The 16,819-nt window shown below is 66.9% G+C and carries 15 protein-coding genes and 1 pseudogene; 7 read left to right on the top strand and 9 right to left on the bottom strand.

Going from position 1 to position 16,819, the window contains the following annotated elements; all coding sequences use genetic code 11:
* The first annotated feature begins 146 nt into the window (after window positions 1-146).
* From ABZ664_RS31820 to ABZ664_RS31805, 4 genes are all read left to right on the top strand, one after another.
* Complete coding sequence (locus ABZ664_RS31820; protein WP_362517996.1) at window positions 147-1,211, top strand: GDP-mannose 4,6-dehydratase; 1,065 nt, start codon at window positions 147-149, stop codon at window positions 1,209-1,211.
* 54 nt (window positions 1,212-1,265) lie between these two features.
* Window positions 1,266-2,636, top strand: a complete 1,371-nt coding sequence (locus ABZ664_RS31815; protein ID WP_362518063.1) for an NDP-hexose 2,3-dehydratase family protein — start codon at window positions 1,266-1,268, stop codon at window positions 2,634-2,636.
* Between the two features lie 5 nt (window positions 2,637-2,641).
* A complete protein-coding gene (locus ABZ664_RS31810) occupies window positions 2,642-3,652 on the top strand; it encodes a Gfo/Idh/MocA family oxidoreductase (RefSeq protein WP_362517993.1) in 1,011 nt (336 codons plus the stop codon).
* A 456-nt stretch (window positions 3,653-4,108) separates the two neighbouring features.
* Window positions 4,109-4,399 carry a LuxR C-terminal-related transcriptional regulator gene (locus tag ABZ664_RS31805; protein ID WP_362517990.1) on the top strand — a complete coding sequence of 97 codons (291 nt, stop codon included), beginning with the start codon at window positions 4,109-4,111 and terminating at the stop codon, window positions 4,397-4,399.
* 620 nt (window positions 4,400-5,019) lie between these two features.
* Here ABZ664_RS31805 and ABZ664_RS31800 read toward each other — a convergent pair.
* The gene (locus tag ABZ664_RS31800; RefSeq protein ID WP_362518060.1) at window positions 5,020-5,412 is read right to left on the bottom strand and encodes a hypothetical protein; all 393 of its coding nucleotides are present in this window, start codon (window positions 5,410-5,412) and stop codon (window positions 5,020-5,022) included.
* Between the two features lie 220 nt (window positions 5,413-5,632).
* Here ABZ664_RS31800 and ABZ664_RS31795 point away from each other — a divergent pair, with 220 nt between their 5' ends.
* On the top strand, window positions 5,633-6,439 hold the full coding sequence (locus ABZ664_RS31795) for a hypothetical protein (protein WP_362517987.1): 807 nt from the start codon (window positions 5,633-5,635) through the stop codon (window positions 6,437-6,439).
* On the opposite strand, the gene ABZ664_RS31790 is transcribed toward ABZ664_RS31795, so the two are convergent.
* The 6 genes from ABZ664_RS31790 to ABZ664_RS31765 form a co-directional block, all read right to left on the bottom strand.
* Window positions 6,440-7,360 carry an NAD-dependent epimerase/dehydratase family protein gene (locus ABZ664_RS31790; protein WP_362517984.1) on the bottom strand — a complete coding sequence of 307 codons (921 nt, stop codon included), beginning with the start codon at window positions 7,358-7,360 and terminating at the stop codon, window positions 6,440-6,442.
* Window positions 7,361-7,379: 19 nt separating this feature from the next.
* A complete protein-coding gene (locus ABZ664_RS31785; protein WP_362517981.1) occupies window positions 7,380-8,069 on the bottom strand; it encodes an HAD family hydrolase in 690 nt (229 codons plus the stop codon).
* A gap of 446 nt (window positions 8,070-8,515) precedes the next feature.
* The gene (locus tag ABZ664_RS31780) at window positions 8,516-9,478 is read right to left on the bottom strand and encodes a transketolase C-terminal domain-containing protein (protein WP_362517977.1); all 963 of its coding nucleotides are present in this window, start codon (window positions 9,476-9,478) and stop codon (window positions 8,516-8,518) included.
* Window positions 9,478-10,416 (bottom strand): thiamine pyrophosphate-dependent dehydrogenase E1 component subunit alpha, encoded by a 939-nt coding sequence (locus tag ABZ664_RS31775; protein ID WP_362517974.1) that lies wholly within the window; start codon window positions 10,414-10,416, stop codon window positions 9,478-9,480. Before ABZ664_RS31775 ends, ABZ664_RS31780 begins: the two co-directional genes overlap by 1 nt.
* A gap of 121 nt (window positions 10,417-10,537) precedes the next feature.
* Window positions 10,538-11,476, bottom strand: coding sequence for an NAD-dependent epimerase/dehydratase family protein (locus ABZ664_RS31770; protein WP_362517971.1), 939 nt, complete (start codon window positions 11,474-11,476; stop codon window positions 10,538-10,540).
* Between the two features lie 7 nt (window positions 11,477-11,483).
* Window positions 11,484-12,623, bottom strand: coding sequence for a glycosyltransferase (locus tag ABZ664_RS31765; protein WP_362517968.1), 1,140 nt, complete (start codon window positions 12,621-12,623; stop codon window positions 11,484-11,486).
* A gap of 409 nt (window positions 12,624-13,032) precedes the next feature.
* On the opposite strand from ABZ664_RS31765, the gene ABZ664_RS31760 reads away from it, so the two are divergent.
* Together ABZ664_RS31760 and ABZ664_RS31755 are read left to right on the top strand one after the other, a co-directional pair.
* Window positions 13,033-14,256, top strand: a complete 1,224-nt coding sequence (locus ABZ664_RS31760; protein WP_362517964.1) for a class I SAM-dependent methyltransferase — start codon at window positions 13,033-13,035, stop codon at window positions 14,254-14,256.
* Window positions 14,225-14,863 (top strand): dTDP-4-dehydrorhamnose 3,5-epimerase family protein, encoded by a 639-nt coding sequence (locus ABZ664_RS31755; RefSeq protein ID WP_362517962.1) that lies wholly within the window; start codon window positions 14,225-14,227, stop codon window positions 14,861-14,863. Before ABZ664_RS31760 ends, ABZ664_RS31755 begins: the two co-directional genes overlap by 32 nt.
* A gap of 10 nt (window positions 14,864-14,873) precedes the next feature.
* On the opposite strand, the pseudogene ABZ664_RS31750 reads toward ABZ664_RS31755, so the two are convergent.
* Window positions 14,874-15,782: pseudogene (locus tag ABZ664_RS31750) on the bottom strand (NAD-dependent epimerase/dehydratase family protein); the annotation flags it as partial.
* A complete protein-coding gene (locus ABZ664_RS31745; RefSeq protein WP_362517959.1) occupies window positions 15,779-16,684 on the bottom strand; it encodes a putative sugar O-methyltransferase in 906 nt (301 codons plus the stop codon). The gene ABZ664_RS31745 and the pseudogene ABZ664_RS31750, both read right to left, overlap by 4 nt.
* Window positions 16,685-16,819 lie beyond the last annotated feature (135 nt).

Genomic DNA, 16,819 nt, shown 5'->3' with positions numbered 1-16,819 from the left:
TCACTAGTAAATTCACTAAACTGTTTTCCTGATTCGTGATGTCGGAAAGAATATTGCGTATCGTGAGCCGTGATATGGGCAATGTGCCCGTTTCAACTATGGCTGGATGACAGTTGACCGTCGGCGTAAGGTGATACCTCGCGCGGATGTCCTCATGGCTGGAGATTATCCTGACTAAGCGCGCACTGATCACTGGGATTACCGGCCAAGACGGCACTTATCTCGCGGAGTACCTTCTCGCGGCCGGTTATGAGGTATTCGGGATGATACGGGGTCAGGCGCCGCCTGCCACCCGTGACAGGAAGCGGCCCAATCCGGAGGTCAGGCTCGTCAGCGGTGATCTGCTGGACCAGTCCAGCCTGATCGCGTCGATCGAGAAGGTGCAGCCGGCCGAGGTCTACAACCTTGGTGCGCTGTCATATGTCCCCATCTCGTGGCAGCAGGCGGCGACCACGGCGGAGATCACCGGGATGGGCGTTCTTCGCGGTCTGGAAGCGCTCAGGATCGTCAGCGGGGTAACCGCCTCCCAGACTCCGGGGCCGGGGCAGCCGCGCTTTTATCAGGCATCCTCGTCGGAGATGTTCGGAAAGACCAGAGAAACGCCACAGAACGAGCTCACGCCGTTTCATCCGCGCAGCCCGTACGGCGTGGCGAAGACGTTCGGCCATTACACGGTGCAGAACTACCGTGAGTCGTACGGCATGTTCGCGGTCTCCGGCATTCTGTTCAACCACGAGTCGCCGATACGCGGCGCCGAGTTCGTGACACGGAAGGTGTCGCTCGGTGTGGCCGCCATCAAACTCGGCCTGCGCGACTCCCTGCAGCTGGGCAACCTGGACGCGGAACGCGACTGGGGTTTCGCCGGCGACTACGTGCGGGGCATGGCGTTGATGCTGGCGCAGGACGAGCCGGAGGACTTCGTGCTGGGCACCGGCGTCACGCACAGCGTGAAAGAGCTGGTCGCATCGGCCTTCGCGCACGTCGGTCTGGATTGGCGCAAGTACGTGGTCGTGGACCCCCTGCTGCTGCGTCCGGCCGAGGTCGACCAGTTGTGCGCCGACCCGGCGAAGGCGGGGGAGAGGCTCGGCTGGAAGCCCGCCGTCCCCTTCGAGGAACTGGTCGCCATGATGGTGGACAGCGATATGCGGTTGCTGCGGGACTCGCGCCACGACCTCAACTCTCAGGTGCCCGAGGTGGCCTCGTCGTGGTGAGCCCTCGTGCCGGACGGCCCAAAGACCTAAGGACACGTGATGACCTCAGCAGATCTGGATAGCCACCGTAACCTTGCTGCCCACGGAGGTGGCGAAAGGGAGGGATTCCTCTCCTGGTTCGCGGAGCGGACCCGGATGTCCGGCTGCCACGTGGACCGCGCGCCGCTGACCGAGCTGCGCGGATGGGCGTTCGACGAGGCCACGGGGAACCTGGCGCACGAGAGCGGTCGGTTCTTCGTGGTCGAAGGGCTGCATGTCCACACGAGCTACGGCGCGGTTCGCGAGTGGAGCCAGCCGATCATCAACCAGCCGGAGATCGGTATCCTTGGCCTGTTGGTGAAGATGGTGGACGGCGTGCCCCACTGCCTGATGCAGGCCAAGATGGAGCCGGGCAACCTCAACACGATGCAGCTCTCGCCGACCGTCCAGGCCACGCGGAGCAACTACACCCGCGTCCACCGCGGCAGCCGCACGAAGTACCTCGAGTACTTCACTCACCCGCCCGCCCGGCGGGTCCTGGTCGACGTCCTGCAGTCGGAGCAGGGCTCCTGGTTCCTGCGCAAGCGCAACAGGAACATGGTCGTCCAGGTCAACGAGGACTTGCCCGTCTCCGACGAGCACTGCTGGCTGTCCCTGCGGGAGATCAGGAAACTACTGCGGATCGACGGGCTCGTGAACATGGACACCAGGACCGTGCTGTCCTGCCTGCCCGCCTTCTTCTCCCACGTCGGCAGCACGCTCGCGGAGGAGGAGGGGATGGCCGCGGCGTTGGCCCGCTCCGTCAACGGGCAGGGCACGGCCCATCACGGCATGGTGGGCGTCCTGAGCTGGTTCACCTCGGCCAAGAGCCGCCACGAGCTGGCCGTCCGCCGGGTGCCTCTGCGCGGGCTGCCGGGTTGGCGCGACACCGGGGACGAGATCACCCATGATGACGGACGGCACTTCAGCATCATCGGGGTCACCGTACGCGCGAACCACCGCGAGGTGACCGAGTGGGACCAGCCGCTGTTGCACCCGCAGGGGCGCGGACTGGTCGCCTTCGTGGTGAAGAACATCGACGGGGTGGCGCACCTGCTCGTTCACGCGCGCTTCCAGGCGGGCCTGCTGGACGCCATGGAGATGGGGCCCACCGTCCAGTGCAACCCTGAGAACTATCCCGAGGGCCCGCCGATCTTCCTCGACTACGTGCTGAGCGTCTCCGCCGAGCGGATCCTGTACGACACGATCCTCGCCGAGGAGGGCGGCAGGTTCCATCACTCGCAGAACCGCTACCTGCTGGTGGAAGCGGACGAAGACTTCCCGCTGGAGATACCGGAGGACTTCTGCTGGGTCACCGCCCACCAGCTCACCGCCCTGCTACGGCACGGCTACTACGTCAACGTGGAAGCACGCAGCCTGCTGACCTGCCTGCACAGTCTGGGGTGAGCGTCATGTCCACGCATCCGATCAGGCTCGGCCTGCTGGGCTGCGCCGACATCGCCTGGCGTCGCACCCTACCGGTGATCCAGTGCGAGCCCGCGGTCGAGTTGGTGGCCGTCGCGGCCAGGGACATGGCCAAGGCCAAGGTGTTCGCCGATCATTTCGGCGGCAAGGCCGTGGAGGACTACCAGGCGCTCCTGGAACGGCCGGACATCGACGCCGTCTACATCCCGCTGCCCGCTGGACTACATCGCGAGTGGATCGTCAGGACGCTGAACGCGGGCAAGCACGTGCTCGTGGAGAAGCCGCTCACCACACGATACGTCGACACGGTCGAGGTTCTGGAGCTGGCCGGGGCACGAGGGCTGACGCTGATGGAGAACCTCACATTTCTCCGGCACGGCCTGCACGCCGCCGTCCAAAACCTGGTGGCCGGCGGGGAGGTCGGCGAGCTGCGCATGCTCAGCGCCACCTTCGGCTTCCCGCCGCTCAGCCCGAAGGACATCCGCTACCGGCCGGACCTGGGCGGCGGCGCCCTGCTCGACGTCGGCGTGTACCCGCTCAGCGCGGCCCAGCGTTTCCTCGGCCCCGATCTCGAGGTGGTCGGCGCGACGCTGAAGGAGGATCCGAAGTACGGTGTCGATGTGGCGGGCAACGCGTTGCTGTCCACGCCCGACGGCAGGACGGCTCATATCGCCTTCGGATTCGAGCATGTCTACCGCTGCGATTACGCGCTGTGGGGCAGCCAAGGGCGGATCTTCGTCGACCGCGCTTACACGCCTCCGCCGACCTGGCACCCGGTGATCCGGCTGGAGCGCCAGAACGAGGTGCGGAAGGTGATCCTGCCGCCCGAGGACCAGTTCGCCAATACCCTCCGCGCGTTCCTTCGCGCTGTGAGCGCTTCCGAGCCGTCGGCCGACGCGGAAGTGGCGATCCGCGTTCAGTCGCGGTTGGTCGATCAGATCAGGGACCGGGCGCGTTCTCCGTACCGCGGCGGCCAGGCCGGCACATCGGTGACGTAATTACCGGACGACCACCGGCGGATGCCGTGGTCCCCAGGTCGAGCGCCACTCGGACACCGCCGCCAACCGGCATATCAACACCGATTCCATCACATCTGGATCAGTGACCGATTCGGTTTTCCGCAACCAATGTTAGTAAATCCACTAGAGCGATTTCAAGATCATTGTTGGCCCGGTCTTCCGTGTTATTGTTGCCATGTATTCCTAACTGCTTGAGTTAGGCCTAGTTACCCAGACCTTGACAGATGAGTTTCTTGTGGGGTATGGGTTGTAAAGTCGTGCCTGGACGCGTTCTGTGTTCTCTGTGTAGCGACACGACATCACTATGTAATACGGCATGACCGGATCTCTGTCCGGCGAGAGGGGGATGCCATGTGAGAACAAGTTAGAGACGAGATCGTCGATCACATCGACAGGCGTCGATAGGAATGGATAAGGCCGATAGATAAGAGGATCATGCAATCCAACTCTACTACCCCCTTATCGGAACTACACGTCAAAATCATAGAAAGTATCGCCGCAGGTGAACGAACACTCAAGATCGCCGGCAAACTCTATCTGAGTCGCCAAGGGGTCGAGTATCACGTCAGCAAGCTCTTGCAGCAGCTTCGGGTGCCGAACCGTCCGGCGCTCGTCGCCAAAGCGTATTCGATGGGAATTTTACTTCCCGGCACGTGGCCGCCCGAAGCTCCGCGGAAAGACGGCCGCATCCCGCCGCCCCGGCTGGAGAGATTCACCGTTCCTTAGGAGCCGGAACGAGATCGCCGGAAGGCTTCTGCCATGATGTCGTGGCCGACCCGTTGAAGCGCGCCGGGTCGACGCCCGCGACTCCAAATACAAGCTCTCCCATTCTGCTCCGGACACATCCGGACCGTTGGACAGGACAAATTCGCGTCGCTGTGCTCGCGTAGCCGCTCCACCACCTGGCGGGTGTGCTCCAAAGCTGCCTCACCGAGAACACGCCCGGGGTCTCGAAGCGGTTGTGCCGGGGTGACCAGGGATGCGACACGACGACGAATGGAGTTTTTGGATGTTTGTCCCGGACAAGTCGGGCAGGCCCTGCGGGCTGCGTCTGGTAGGTGAACTTGTTGCGACCGCGCGTGCCGTGGATGTCGACGAGCGCGGCGGGTGATGAGATCCGTCGGCAGGTTGTAGAGCGGCTGTGAGTGGCAGCCCGCTCCCACGGCCGATGAGGCCGGATCCGGTTTCGGAGACCGGGTGACTGTGGCGAGTCGGGGGCGACCGAGCGAGAAGGGCTCCCCGCCCCTGTGACTCGGAGAACCGTGGTGCACTCCCTGCGAGCCGATGAGATGTCCGGCCGGACGACAGCGTTGGCCGGCATGTCCACGCCTGTAGCACGAACCGGTTCAGGCGCGGCGGTCTCGGTTCTGTTGGTTTCTCCTCGACGGGTGGTTTGTCCATCGGGAAGCCGCGGACCGCCCCTCGTCTCGATCGCAGCGCCCGCCACGAGGTCTTGGCCCACTGTGACCTTCACGTACCCGACGACGGGGATCCCTCCGCCTCGGGGTGCCGGCCCGACCGTGTAACGGCGGTGCAGTCGTTTCGCGTCGGTAGCGAACGTCCCCGCGCTCCCGAGGGCGTCGCCGCCCGGCCCATACCACCTTCGGGAAGAAAAACCGGTGGTCGGCGAAAGGTGTCCGCCGTGGCGCGATGCCGTTCTCGGTTTCCCGCGGTGACACCGCGCCGCGGAAGGTGGGCGGCGGATCTCCTGCAGCCGGTCGGCATGCCTGTGGAAACAGGCCCGGCCTTCAGGTGGAATAGGCGTGCGTTCATGTTATCCGGCGTGCGCGTAACCGGCTCGGCAATACACTGGGAATTCCCCTATAAAACGACGACAAGGCCGGCCTCGAATTTTTAACGCCAACGGGTGGAGACTGAACGATGCGAGACGACGGCCCGCGGGACCGACCGATGGTGGTGGCGATTTGCGCTTTCCGCTGCGAGAACGTGCTCAAACACGTGCGTCATAACCTGGCGCAGTTGTCGGGAGACGAGTATTTCGTGCTCCTCGACCGGCCTATGAGCCCGGAGGCGGAGAAGGCGGTCGCCGAGGTGCGCGCGGCGGGCGGAACCATGCGCGTCGTCGGTGCCACCCGAGGGCTGTCGGCCTCCCGCAACGAAGTGCTCGCGGAATGGCCGGAGCATCATGTGATGTTCGCCGACGACGACGTCCGGCTCGACAAGGCGGCCGTCACCGCCGTCCGTGAGTCCCTGCGCGCCGGTGCTCACATGGCCGGCGTCCGGCTGTGTCGGCCGTCGTGGCGCCTGCCGTGGTACTTCACCTCGGGGCAGTTCCACCTCGTCGGCTGGCACCGCGACGAAGGCGAGATCAAGATCTGGGGAGCATGTATGGCGGTGGACACCGCCTTCGCCCATGCCCACGGGCTCCGCTTCGACCTGAAGCTCAGCCGTACCGGCAAAAGCCTCCAGTCCGGTGAGGACACCACCTTCATCAAGCTGATGAAACAGGCGGGCGGGCGGGAAGCGCTGCTGCCGGAGTACTCCGTCGTGCACGACGTGGACCGCGGCAGGCTGCGGCTGCGCTATCTCCTGCGGCGGGCTTACTGGCAGGGGAGGACGGAGGCCGGCAGGAACGAGACGGTCCCGGGACTGCGCAAAGAGTGGAACAGGCACCGCACCGCAGGCTGGCCACTGGCCTGCCTGTACGGTGCGGCCACCGCCGTCGGCGCGGTCCACGAGATCCTGCTGAGACTGCGTCGGCCCCGCACGCCGACGTCCTCCCGGTACCGGTCCGACCAGGTGTGATCACAGGCTGCCGATCACGTCCACGCTGGACTGGGCCTCCAGTATCTGCTTCCAGTACTGGCGCACGCCCTCCTTGAGACTGATCGTCGCCCGCCACCCCAGCGAGGCGGCGGCCAGGGAGGAGTCCAGCCATGTGCTGCGCTGGTCGAAGTACCGGCCGCGCTCCCTGATCACGGTGAGCTCGCGCCCGACCGCGGCCGAGACGATGTCCAGCAGCCCGGCCAGGGAGGTGGGCACGCCGGAGCCGACGTTCAGGATGGAGGGCACCTTGTCGGCCCTGTCCTCCCTGACGCACTGATGGAGCATCCCCAGGAGCCTGATGGTGTCGTCCACGTGTACGTAGTCCCTGACCACCTGGGGGTCGCCGATGAGGCGGACCGGCTCGTCGCGGGCCGCGGCCGCGAGCCAGTTGGCGAGCACGCCGAAGCCCTGCGTGGGCCGCTGGCCGGGTCCGTAGACGTTGCCCAGCCGCAGCACCACCGGCTGCACCCGGTCCGCGTAGCGCAGCAGATCGCGCTCCAACTGCAGCTTCGCCCGGCCGTACGCGGAGGTGGGCCCCGTGGGGGCGGACTCGGCGTGCGGCGGCCAGGCGTGCGGGGCGTAGACCGTGCCTCCCGAGCTGGCCAGCACGAACAGCGGCCGGCGGCCCGATTTCGCCAGTTCCTCCAGCACGCTGATGAGCAGCGCCCGCTCCGCCAGGATCTCCCCGGGCTGGTACTCCGCGAGGGCCGGGGTCGTCCGCGTCGCGAGGAAGAAGGCGATCTCGGCTTCACACAGCCCCGGAGCGGGACGGCCGTCGGCCACGGGCGGGCAGGTGCGGTTGAACGAGGCCGGCTCGTGCCCGGCCCGGCGCAGCCCGGACACGAGCCGGGATCCGATGAATCCGGTAGCCCCGATCACTGCCGACGGGCGCTTTCGCACGTGCGCTCCTTCCTCTCGGTCAGTAAGAGCCGGTACTCAACTCGGCCAGGGAGGCGGTGATCGTGATCCGCTCTCCCTCGGTGGGAACGGGCCTGGAGGAGCGGATCGCGCGATACGCCCTCTCCAGATCCGGATGCACCCCGAAGGGGCGGCGGTAACCCGAGTCCTCCATGACGAAGGCCACGGCGCATCCCAGGCCCAGTGCGGGCAGGACATCGTGATCGACCCGGTTGCCCACCATCAGCAGGTCGGCCGGAGGCACGCCGAGATGGTCCAGGGCCATCCCGAGCAGCGCCGGGTCAGGCTTGGCCACCCCCACGAGCGAGTCGAGGAACACCGCCTCGCAGGCGGCGCTGACCCCCCAGGCAGAAAGGACGCCGGCGCACTCCGGTGGCTGGTTGGCCACGATGACCGTGCGCATCTCCCTGGACAGCCTGGCGACGGCCCGCACCGCGCCGGGAATCTCCTGAGCGAGTTCGCCCCAGGCGCCACGGACGCGTATCCAGCTCTCCGCCGCCTCCTCGGAACGGGCAAGGATCTCATCCCCCGAGTAGTGCCGCTCGACCTGTTCGGCAAAAGTCCCGAGGGTCATTCCCTGGTCGGTGGCGCACAGCCGTTCGAACGTGCCCTGGAGCCAGGCGAGCTCGAAAGGCTCGTCATAGTAAATGACTCCGCCGACATCCAACGCGGTGGCACTGTATCCAGTCACGACAACTCGCTCCAGCATCATCAAGGCATCGTGGCGAGTCTTGCACGGCTATTATTCAATAATCGACTGTGACCATGGATTTTCCGACAAAACTAGTTGATTCCCTATTCTCCGGCATAAAGTCGCGACTCGTCTCCCGGCCCCCTGTATCGTCTGTGGCCGGGAGCTTTCCCCGGGGGAAGTAATGCGGGTGAAGGGAGAACCTTCACCGGCGGAATTCCGGCGCAGGAACCCGAATTCCACGGCACGCGATTTCGAGACCGCCGAGGTAGGGCGCGCCGGCCCGGTGGCGCCAGGACGAGGCACGAACGGACCCGCGCCGGACGCGCCGGGGCTCGACATCCGGACGACGCCGACGACGCGACGATGGAGGGTGGCTGTCCGCAGTACATCCCCGGCCTGTGCCGCGGGCCTGTCCGGCCTCGTTGCCGCGTCGATCACGCGTATCACTTCAGTACGGCGCGAAGGGCCTCGGTGAGCTGTCGCGCGCTGGGCAGCAGCGCGTGATCCAGCGCGAGCGCGTACGGGATGACTGCCCCGTCCGGCCGTGACACCCGCTTCGGCGGGGCGACCAGCGCGAACTCCTCGGCCGCCGTGGCCAGGATCTCGCCGCCCAGGCCACACGCGCGGTTGGAGTCGTCCATCACCACCAGCCGCCCGGTCTTCGCGACGGACGCACCCAGCGTCGCCCAGTCGATCGGGTAGACGGTCCTGGGGTCGACGACCTCGATCGAGACCTCGTCGGCCAGCTCGGCCGCGACCTGCAGGGCGGTCTGCACCAGGTGACCGATGGCGACCACAGTGACATCGGTGCCCTCGCGGTGGACCCTGGCACTGCCGAGCGGAACCGGCCCCGGTTCTCCGGTGATCTCCTCGGCCGTTCCCATCAGGAGCGTGGGGGCGAACACGGCGACGGGATCGGGGTCGCGGATCGCCGACAGCAGCAGACCGTAGGCGTCCGACGGCGTTGCCGGCACGACGGTCTTGATTCCCACGTGCGCGAAGAGGCTGTAGGGATGGTCGGAGTGCTGCCCGGCCATGCCTGAGCGCGAGCCCGAGCCCGGCACCAGGTATGTGACGGGAACGCTCACCTGGCCGCCGGTCATCAGCGAGAACTTGTGCGCCTGATTGGCGATCTGCTCGAACACCAGGTACAGCAGGGACGGGATCTGGTACTCCACGACCGGGCGCTGGCCCGCCATCGCCGCGCCGGTCGCGAGGCTGGTGAAGCCCTGTTCCGACAGCGGCATGTCGACCACGCGGTCCTCGCCGTAGGCCGTGGCCAGCCCTGACGTGATGCCGGTCAGGCCGAGCCGGACGTCCTCACCGAGGACGAACACCCGCTCGTCGCGGCCCATCTCGTCGCGCAGAGCCTGGTTCAGCGCGGCGATGTACGTCAGATGCGCCATCAGAGCACCGCCCCGGTTCGTGTCTTCATCTGGTTGGCGTAGAGGTAGAGCAGCGCGTCTCCCGGATCCGGCGTGGGACTTGATCGGGCGAACGTCACGGCGTCGGCCACGAGCGCGGCGACCTCCTCGTCCGCGGCGTCGACGACATCTGCCGGGAGACGGTCGGCCTGCAGCGTCAGCGGGTCGCGATCGCGCCAGCGGGCGACCTCGTCGTCGTCGCGGTAGTTGAGTCCCACCTGGTGCTCGAAAGAGTGATGGCCGTTGAAGCGGTAGGTCCGGCACTCCAGGAAGTAGGGGCCGGCGCCGCGCCGGCAGCCGTCGACCGCCTCGGCCGCCGCCTCGGCCACCGCCTCGACGTCCATGCCGTCAACCGTGCGCGCTGTGACGCCGAAGCCGGCGGCCCGCTGTACCGGATCGCCCGCCAGCGCCGTGGTCACCGGCAGGCTGGTCGCGTACCCGTTGTTCTCACAGACGAACACGACAGGCAGTGACCAGAGCGCGGCCAGGTTGAACGCCTCCAGCACGACCCCCTGGCTCAGTGCCCCGTCGCCGAAGAAGCTCACCGCCACCTGATCGCGGCCGGCCCGTCTGGCCGCCCACGCCGCGCCGACCGCGATGGGTGCGCCCGCTCCCACGATCCCGTTCGCGCCGAAGATCCCCAGGCCGACGTCGGCCGCGTGCATCGAGCCGCCGCGGCCGCGGTTGAGGCCCTCGGTGCTGCCGCACAGTTCGGCCAGCATCCGCTTCGGATCGGCCCCTTTGGCCAGCACGTGCCCGTGTCCCCTGTGTGTGCTGGTGATGACGTCGTTCACCGCCAGGCTGGAGCACACGCCCACCGCGACCGCCTCCTGGCCGATGTACGGATGAATTCCACCCACGAGTTCCCCGGAAATGGCCATTTCAAGGCAGCGCTCTTCGAATTCGCGGATCAGGCGCATCTCTCGATAAAGGTGACGGGATCGTTCCGGTGCGCTCGTCAAGGAACTCCCTTTCCCGATGAAGGCATGGCATCACTGTACGCGGAGGAAATCTCCGGAAAACTGAGGAGAACCCCAAATATCAGCGCTGGGCGCGAATCGGACTACCGGCCGCCGCCCACGCGTAAACCCGGGCGATCCCTTCGCCGAGGGAGGTGCGGGCGCGCCACTTCAGCTCGGCGGCCGCGCTGCTCACCTCCAGGGCGGAGCGCAGCGACTCGCCGGCGCGGGGGTGGGCGAACAACGGCTCAGGGGTACGGTCGGCGACCCGTCCGATGACCTCCAGGACGTCCAGGACGGTGGCCGGTTTCCCGGTGCCGATGTTCCATACTCCGGGCCCCCCGTGGTCGATCGCGGCGAGGAAGGCCTCGACGACGTCGCCGACGTAAACGTAGTCGCGGGTCTGCCTGCCGTCGCCGTACACGGTCGGCCGTTGCTCACGCAGGACTTGGCCGCAGAAGATCGCCACGACGCCGGCCTCTCCCGAGGGGTCCTGGCGCGGGCCGTAGACGTTGCCGAGCCGGAGCACGGCGTGGCCGGTGCCGTACAACCTGTTGTAGAGGCCGATGTACTGCTCGGCGCAGTGTTTGGCGGTGCCGTAGGGGGACTCGGGCTTGGGCGTGAGCCCTTCGGGGGAGGGGCTCTCGGTGGCGGTGCCGTACAGGGCGCCGCCGGTGGAGGCGAAGACGACCCTGGCGCCGACCGCGCGCGCGGCCTCCAGCACGTTGACGGTGCCGACCACGTTGATCCCCGCGTCCGTCGCGGGCGCGGCGACCGAGATCCGCACGTCGGCCTGGGCCGCCAGATGGCAGATCACGGCCGGGCGGACCCGCTGTACCACCCCGGTGAGCGCCGCGGCGTCCGTGATCGACTGTAGGTGGACGACGACCTGCGGGTCCACACGTCCGGCCAGGCCGGTGGACAGGTCGTCGAGAACGGTTACCGCATCACCTCGCTCGGACAACGCGTCCGTCAGATGTGAACCTATGAACCCGCATCCACCGGTCACGAGCACGCGCATGCTACTCCTAGGCTCCCACGAGCTTTTCCAGGACGCCGACGACGTCGGTGGGCGGGGGCATCTCGGCGATCTCCCTGGAGATCTCGCCCGCACCCCGGGTGTACAGGGGGTTGTTCAGCAGTTCCCGGCCGGCGGCGGCCAGAACGTCAGGGCTGTCCTCCCGGGGGGGCAGCGTGATCGCGGCGTGCGCGGTGGCGAGCATCTGCGCCCACCCGACGGACCTGCTCTCCTGCGGGATGATCAGCTGCGGCACCCCGGAGTTCAGCGCGGCCAGCGCGGTCATGGTGCCGGAGTGGTGGACGATCAGGTCACAAGTGCGCAGCGCCGCGTCCAGCGGGAACCAGCCGGCGTGGGCGATGCCGTGCTCGCCGCGCAACCTCTCCGCCACCTCGTCCGGCGTCGCGACTATCACCTCGACGTCCAGGGCCGTGAAGACGTCGACGAGACCGAGGAGGAAGGCCAGGCTGTGGTTGGTGGTCGCGAGGCTGCCCGCGGTTATCACCACCCTGTGGCGTTCTCCCCGGTTGAACATCCATGGTTCGAGTGGACGCTGCTCGTTCGTCGGGGTCCACCGCAATGGCTGCACGGGGCCGGCGCCCTCGGGCCGGAGGCTCGCTGGGAAGATGTCGACGGTCAGGTCGAAGGCGGGGATGTGCTCCAGCCCCAGTTTGTCCAGCTCGGGGCGGAGTTCCTCCTCCACTCCGGGATGGACGCCTTCCCTGTCGGCCGTGTTCCCGGTCAGCAGGTGCCGTACGCACGGCAGTCCAAGCGGGCCGGCCAGCATGGGCGCGGCATAGGAATGCGGGCCGCCGATGACGAGGTCGGGCTGCCAGTCGGTCACCAGGTCGTGCAGGCGGTCGAAGCCGGCGGCGGCCAGCCGCCCGAACATGCCGCCGACGAAGAGCGGTATCTCCGCCTCGTTCTGCGGGACGCGCAGGTCGTTGCCCGCGCGATCCAGTGTCATCAGCTGCGTCAGGGTCAGCGCAGTCATCGAGAACGCCGGTACGCCGATGCCCACGGCCGCGGACACGGCCTCCGGTGAGGAGGCGAGGATGATGTGATGGCCGCGCGCCCGGGCGGCGGTCGCGAGGGGGGCGAGGCCGAATACGCTCGACTTCGTCGGTCCGGCGATAAAGAGTATCTTCACAAGTCCTCCGATCCGGGTCGGCTAAATGTATATTCAACCGGGCGGCCGCCGCACAACGCCCCGGAAAGATTAAGTGTTTTCCTAGACTCCTTGATCATCTTTAATTGGATGCTTTCAAATCGGTCCGTCAACATATTTTATGGTGCTCTGTGCCAGGGCTTCGTGGAGGGCTCGGCATAACCGGCCGAAACTGTGGAAACGGAAACGTGCGATGTCGACGACAGGGCCGGGGCGTCGATCGGGCCGGAGGGCGGGACCATGGTCGGCCTGTTTGCCGGCTTCGGTGCGGATTCGGAGCGAGGCCGCGGAGCGTCCGCCGGTGTCCACCGATATCCCTTGATGTCCAGGTCGTAGTGATCGACGCTCTGCGTGAGGTGTTGACAACACCGTGAAACCGAAGGAGATCGTGATGAGCACGTGCCGGGTGTGCGACGGCGACGTCGTGGAGTTCCTTGACCTCGGCCGCCAGCCGCTTTCCGACCATTTCCGAAGCGGACCCGGCCTGCCCGGCGAGTTCTTCTACCGCCTCGCCGTCGGCGTGTGCGAGGACTGCACGATGGTGCAGCTCGTGGAGGAGGTGCCGAGGGAGAAGATGTTTCACGAGGACTACCCGTACTACTCCTCCGGATCGTCGGTGATGCAGAAGCACTTCGAGGACACCGCGCGCCGCTTTCTGAAGACCGAGCTGACCGGCCCAGATCCCTTCATCGTCGAGATCGGTTCCAACGACGGGGTGCTGCTGCGCACCATCCACGAGGCCGGCGTCCGGCACCTTGGATTCGAGCCGTCGGGCAAGGTGGCCGACGTGGCGCGGGCGAGCGGCCTGCGGGTGCGCGGTGACTTCTTCGAGGAGGTGAGCGCGATCGAGGTTCATGAGAGCGAAGGCTCCGCCGACGTCATCTACGGAGCCAACACGATCTGCCACATCCCCTACCTGAAGTCCGTCTTCCGCGGCGTCGACGCGCTGCTCGCCCCCGGCGGCGTCTTCGTCTTCGAGGACCCCTACCTGGGTGACATTCTGGAGAAGAGGTCCTTCGACCAGATCTACGACGAGCACTTCTTCTTTTTCACCGCACGCTCGGTGCAGGCGATGGCGGCACGCTTCGGGTTCGAGCTGATCGACGCCGAGCGGCTGCCGGTGCACGGCGGCGAGGTGCGCTACACGATCGCCCGCGCCGGGGCGCGCCGCCCCTCGGAGGCCCTTGCGCGGCTGATCGCCGAGGAGGACGCGCGCGGCCTGTCGGACCTGCGCCGGCTGCACCGCTTCGTCGCCGACATCCACGGCATCCGCGACGATCTGGTCGGCCTGCTGCGCCGGCTGAAGGACGAGGGGAAGACAGTCGTCGCGTACGGCGCGACGGCCAAGAGCGCCACCGTGACCAACTTCTGCGGCATCGGCCCCGACCTGGTGGCGTGGGTGTGCGACACGACGCCGGCCAAGCAGGGACGGCTGACACCGGGGATGCACATCCCCGTCCGGTCGCCGGACGCCTTCGCCGCCGAAGCCGCCGACTACGCGCTGCTGTTCGCATGGAACCACGCCGAGGAAATCATGGCCAAGGAGCAGGAGTTCCGCAGGGCGGGCGGGCAGTGGATCCTCTATGTCCCCGAGGTCCACATTGCAGGCGCGTGAGCTGGCAGTCGAGGGCGCCTTCGTGTTCGCCCCGGCTGTGTACCCGGATGAGCGAGGCTTCTTTCTCTCGCCGTTTCTGAAGTCGGTGTTCGCCGAGACGGTCGGGCATGCGTTGTTCCCGGTGGGCCAGATCAGCTACAGCGTCTCCCGCAGGGGCGTCGTGCGGGGTGTGCACTTCACGGCCACCCCGCCGGGCACGGCCAAACTCGTCTGCTGTCCCCGGGGGCGGGTGCTGGACGTGGTCGTGGACGTGCGGGTCGGTTCCCCCACGTTCAGTCAGTGGGACTGCGTCACCCTCGACGCCGCGAACCGCGACTCCCTCTACCTTCCCGTGGGCGTCGGCCATCTGTTCGTCGCGCTGCAGGACGACAGCATGATGTCTTACACCCTGTCGCAGGAGTACGTGCCGGAGAACGAGCTGGCGCTGTCGCCCTTCGACCCCGCGCTGCGGCTCCCCTTGCCCGAGGGTATCGAGGTCATCCTGTCTGACCGCGACCGGGCGGCACCGAGCCTCGAACAGGCTCGGAGCCTGGGCCTGCTGCCCGACTACCGGCGTTGCCGTGAACTGACGGCGAAGTTTCGGCAAGAGCCCGTGTCATCGCGATGAGAGCCTCGCGCAGGGGCAGCCGGGGACGCCATCCCGTGACCGAGCGGAAGGCGGTGGCGTCCACCGCCACGCTGGCGAAGTCGGTGCGCGGGGCGCCGGCGGGGGGCGGGACGGAGACCACCGGCACGGGTGGCCGCCCGGTGTGCGCGGACGCCAGCTCGGCGATGGTCCTGAAGACCTCGCCGATCGGCTCGCTACGACCCCGCCCGAGCAGCCAGTGACGGCCGGTCAGGGAGTCGGCGTGATCAAGCGCCGCCACGAAGGCGTCGGCCACATCGCGGACGTGGAGCAGGTCCCTCTCCACCGTCCCGTCGTGCCACATGTCGATCGATTCGCCGGCCAGGGCTCGCCGCGCCATCGTCGCCAGGACCCCCCGGTCGGCGCCGCCGCCGCCGAACACCGTGGGCAGTCGCAGGGAGAGCCCTCGGACGACGCCCGCGCGCGAGGCCCGCTTCAGCAGGTTCTCCGCCGCCTGCTTCTGGCGGTCGTAGACGGTCTGGGGACGATCGGGCTCGGTGCCGTCGATAGGCGTCTTGAACACCAGGCCCACCTGGGAGACGGAACCGGCGAAGGCGACCACGGGGGGCCGCCGCCGGGGGGACGCCCGGAGGCAGTCGAGGAGATCGCGCATCACGCCCACGTTGACCCGGGCGCTCGCGAAGGGGTCGGCGCCGCGCCAGCCCGCGGCGTCGAGCACGAGATTGACCACCGCGTCCGCCCCTGCCACCGCGGCCGAGAGGTTACCGGGGACGGTCAGGTCGGCCGTGCGCGTCTCAAAGTCGGCCCGACCCGTCGACGACACCGCCGCAGGCCTGCGCGCGACGGCCCGCACGGTGACGGGGCGTTCGGCGAGCGCCGCCAGCACCGCGGAACCCACGAACCCGGAGGCGCCGAGCACCGTGATCAGCGGCCGGGTCATCTTTCGTTCCGGTAGAGCGCCTGCCAGTAGTACGGCCACGGGACCGTCCGGCCCTCGGCGACGCAACGCCAGTCGTCACCGGGCAGATAGGCGGTGACGAACTTACGTGACTGGGACTCGACCACCTGGTTGTCGTGAATATCAATGATGTCGCGCAGAAGTCCTGTCCGCAGCGCCAGGGTGACCACCTCGTTCCCCTGGGAGTGGCCGTCCAGATTCCTGTCCATATACTTCCCGACCGGATTGTTCACGTAGAGGTGGTGGCAGCTTTCCGCGATGCGGGCGAGATACGCGTACACCGTCTCCGCGTTCATCTCCGCGAATGAGTCGATGTTGACACAAAGCTCGAAGCGGTGGTCGCGAAAAAGGGTGGTCACGTCATCCACAGAATGGAAATGGACCTTCGCGAACTGCCTGTCGTCCAGAACGGCGCGTAGGTAGCCGCGGGACAACGGCAGCAAATTATCCAGGTCGATGATGTGGTAACCGGCGACATCGTGATTGGACAGCATCGCGTGGCAGGTCCGGCCGTAACCCGCGCCGATCTCCACGACCGTCGCGCCGTCCAGCTCGGTGCCGGCCGAGATGAACTCCACCTCGAACACGGCCTGTAGGTAATCCAGGCAGACCGTCTCGCCGTCGTACCTGATGGCGATGGGGTTGCCCAGCTCCCGGTTGCGGATTCTGCGGAGCCTCATCCAATTGGCCGCGCTCAGCTCGGAGCTCAAGGCGTGAATCAAAGTCTTCAAATATCGCACGCCATTGACTCGCGGATCCCAAAGTGCGAGTTTGAAGTTCACCTCGTTCGACTTGAAGTTGGCGAGGTCCGCTACCGCCTCTTTTGTCATCCGAGTTTTTCCGTACCGCTCCCAAAGCGGACTCCGGTCATACATGTTGTCCATGGCCATCCTCACAGGGGTCGCGAGAAAACGATAGCAAAGAATGCTGTCAGGGCCGGTTGGCGAGTTGCATACTAGATGTTCCACTAGATGTTTCCGGCACCATTGATCTGGATTTTCGCCGACCGTAGAGTGAGT

Origin of the sequence: Streptosporangium sp. NPDC006930, from assembly GCF_040635605.1 — a bacterium.
In the GTDB taxonomy this organism is placed as follows: domain Bacteria; phylum Actinomycetota; class Actinomycetes; order Streptosporangiales; family Streptosporangiaceae; genus Streptosporangium.
This window is presented reverse-complemented; position numbering and strand designations above follow the sequence as displayed.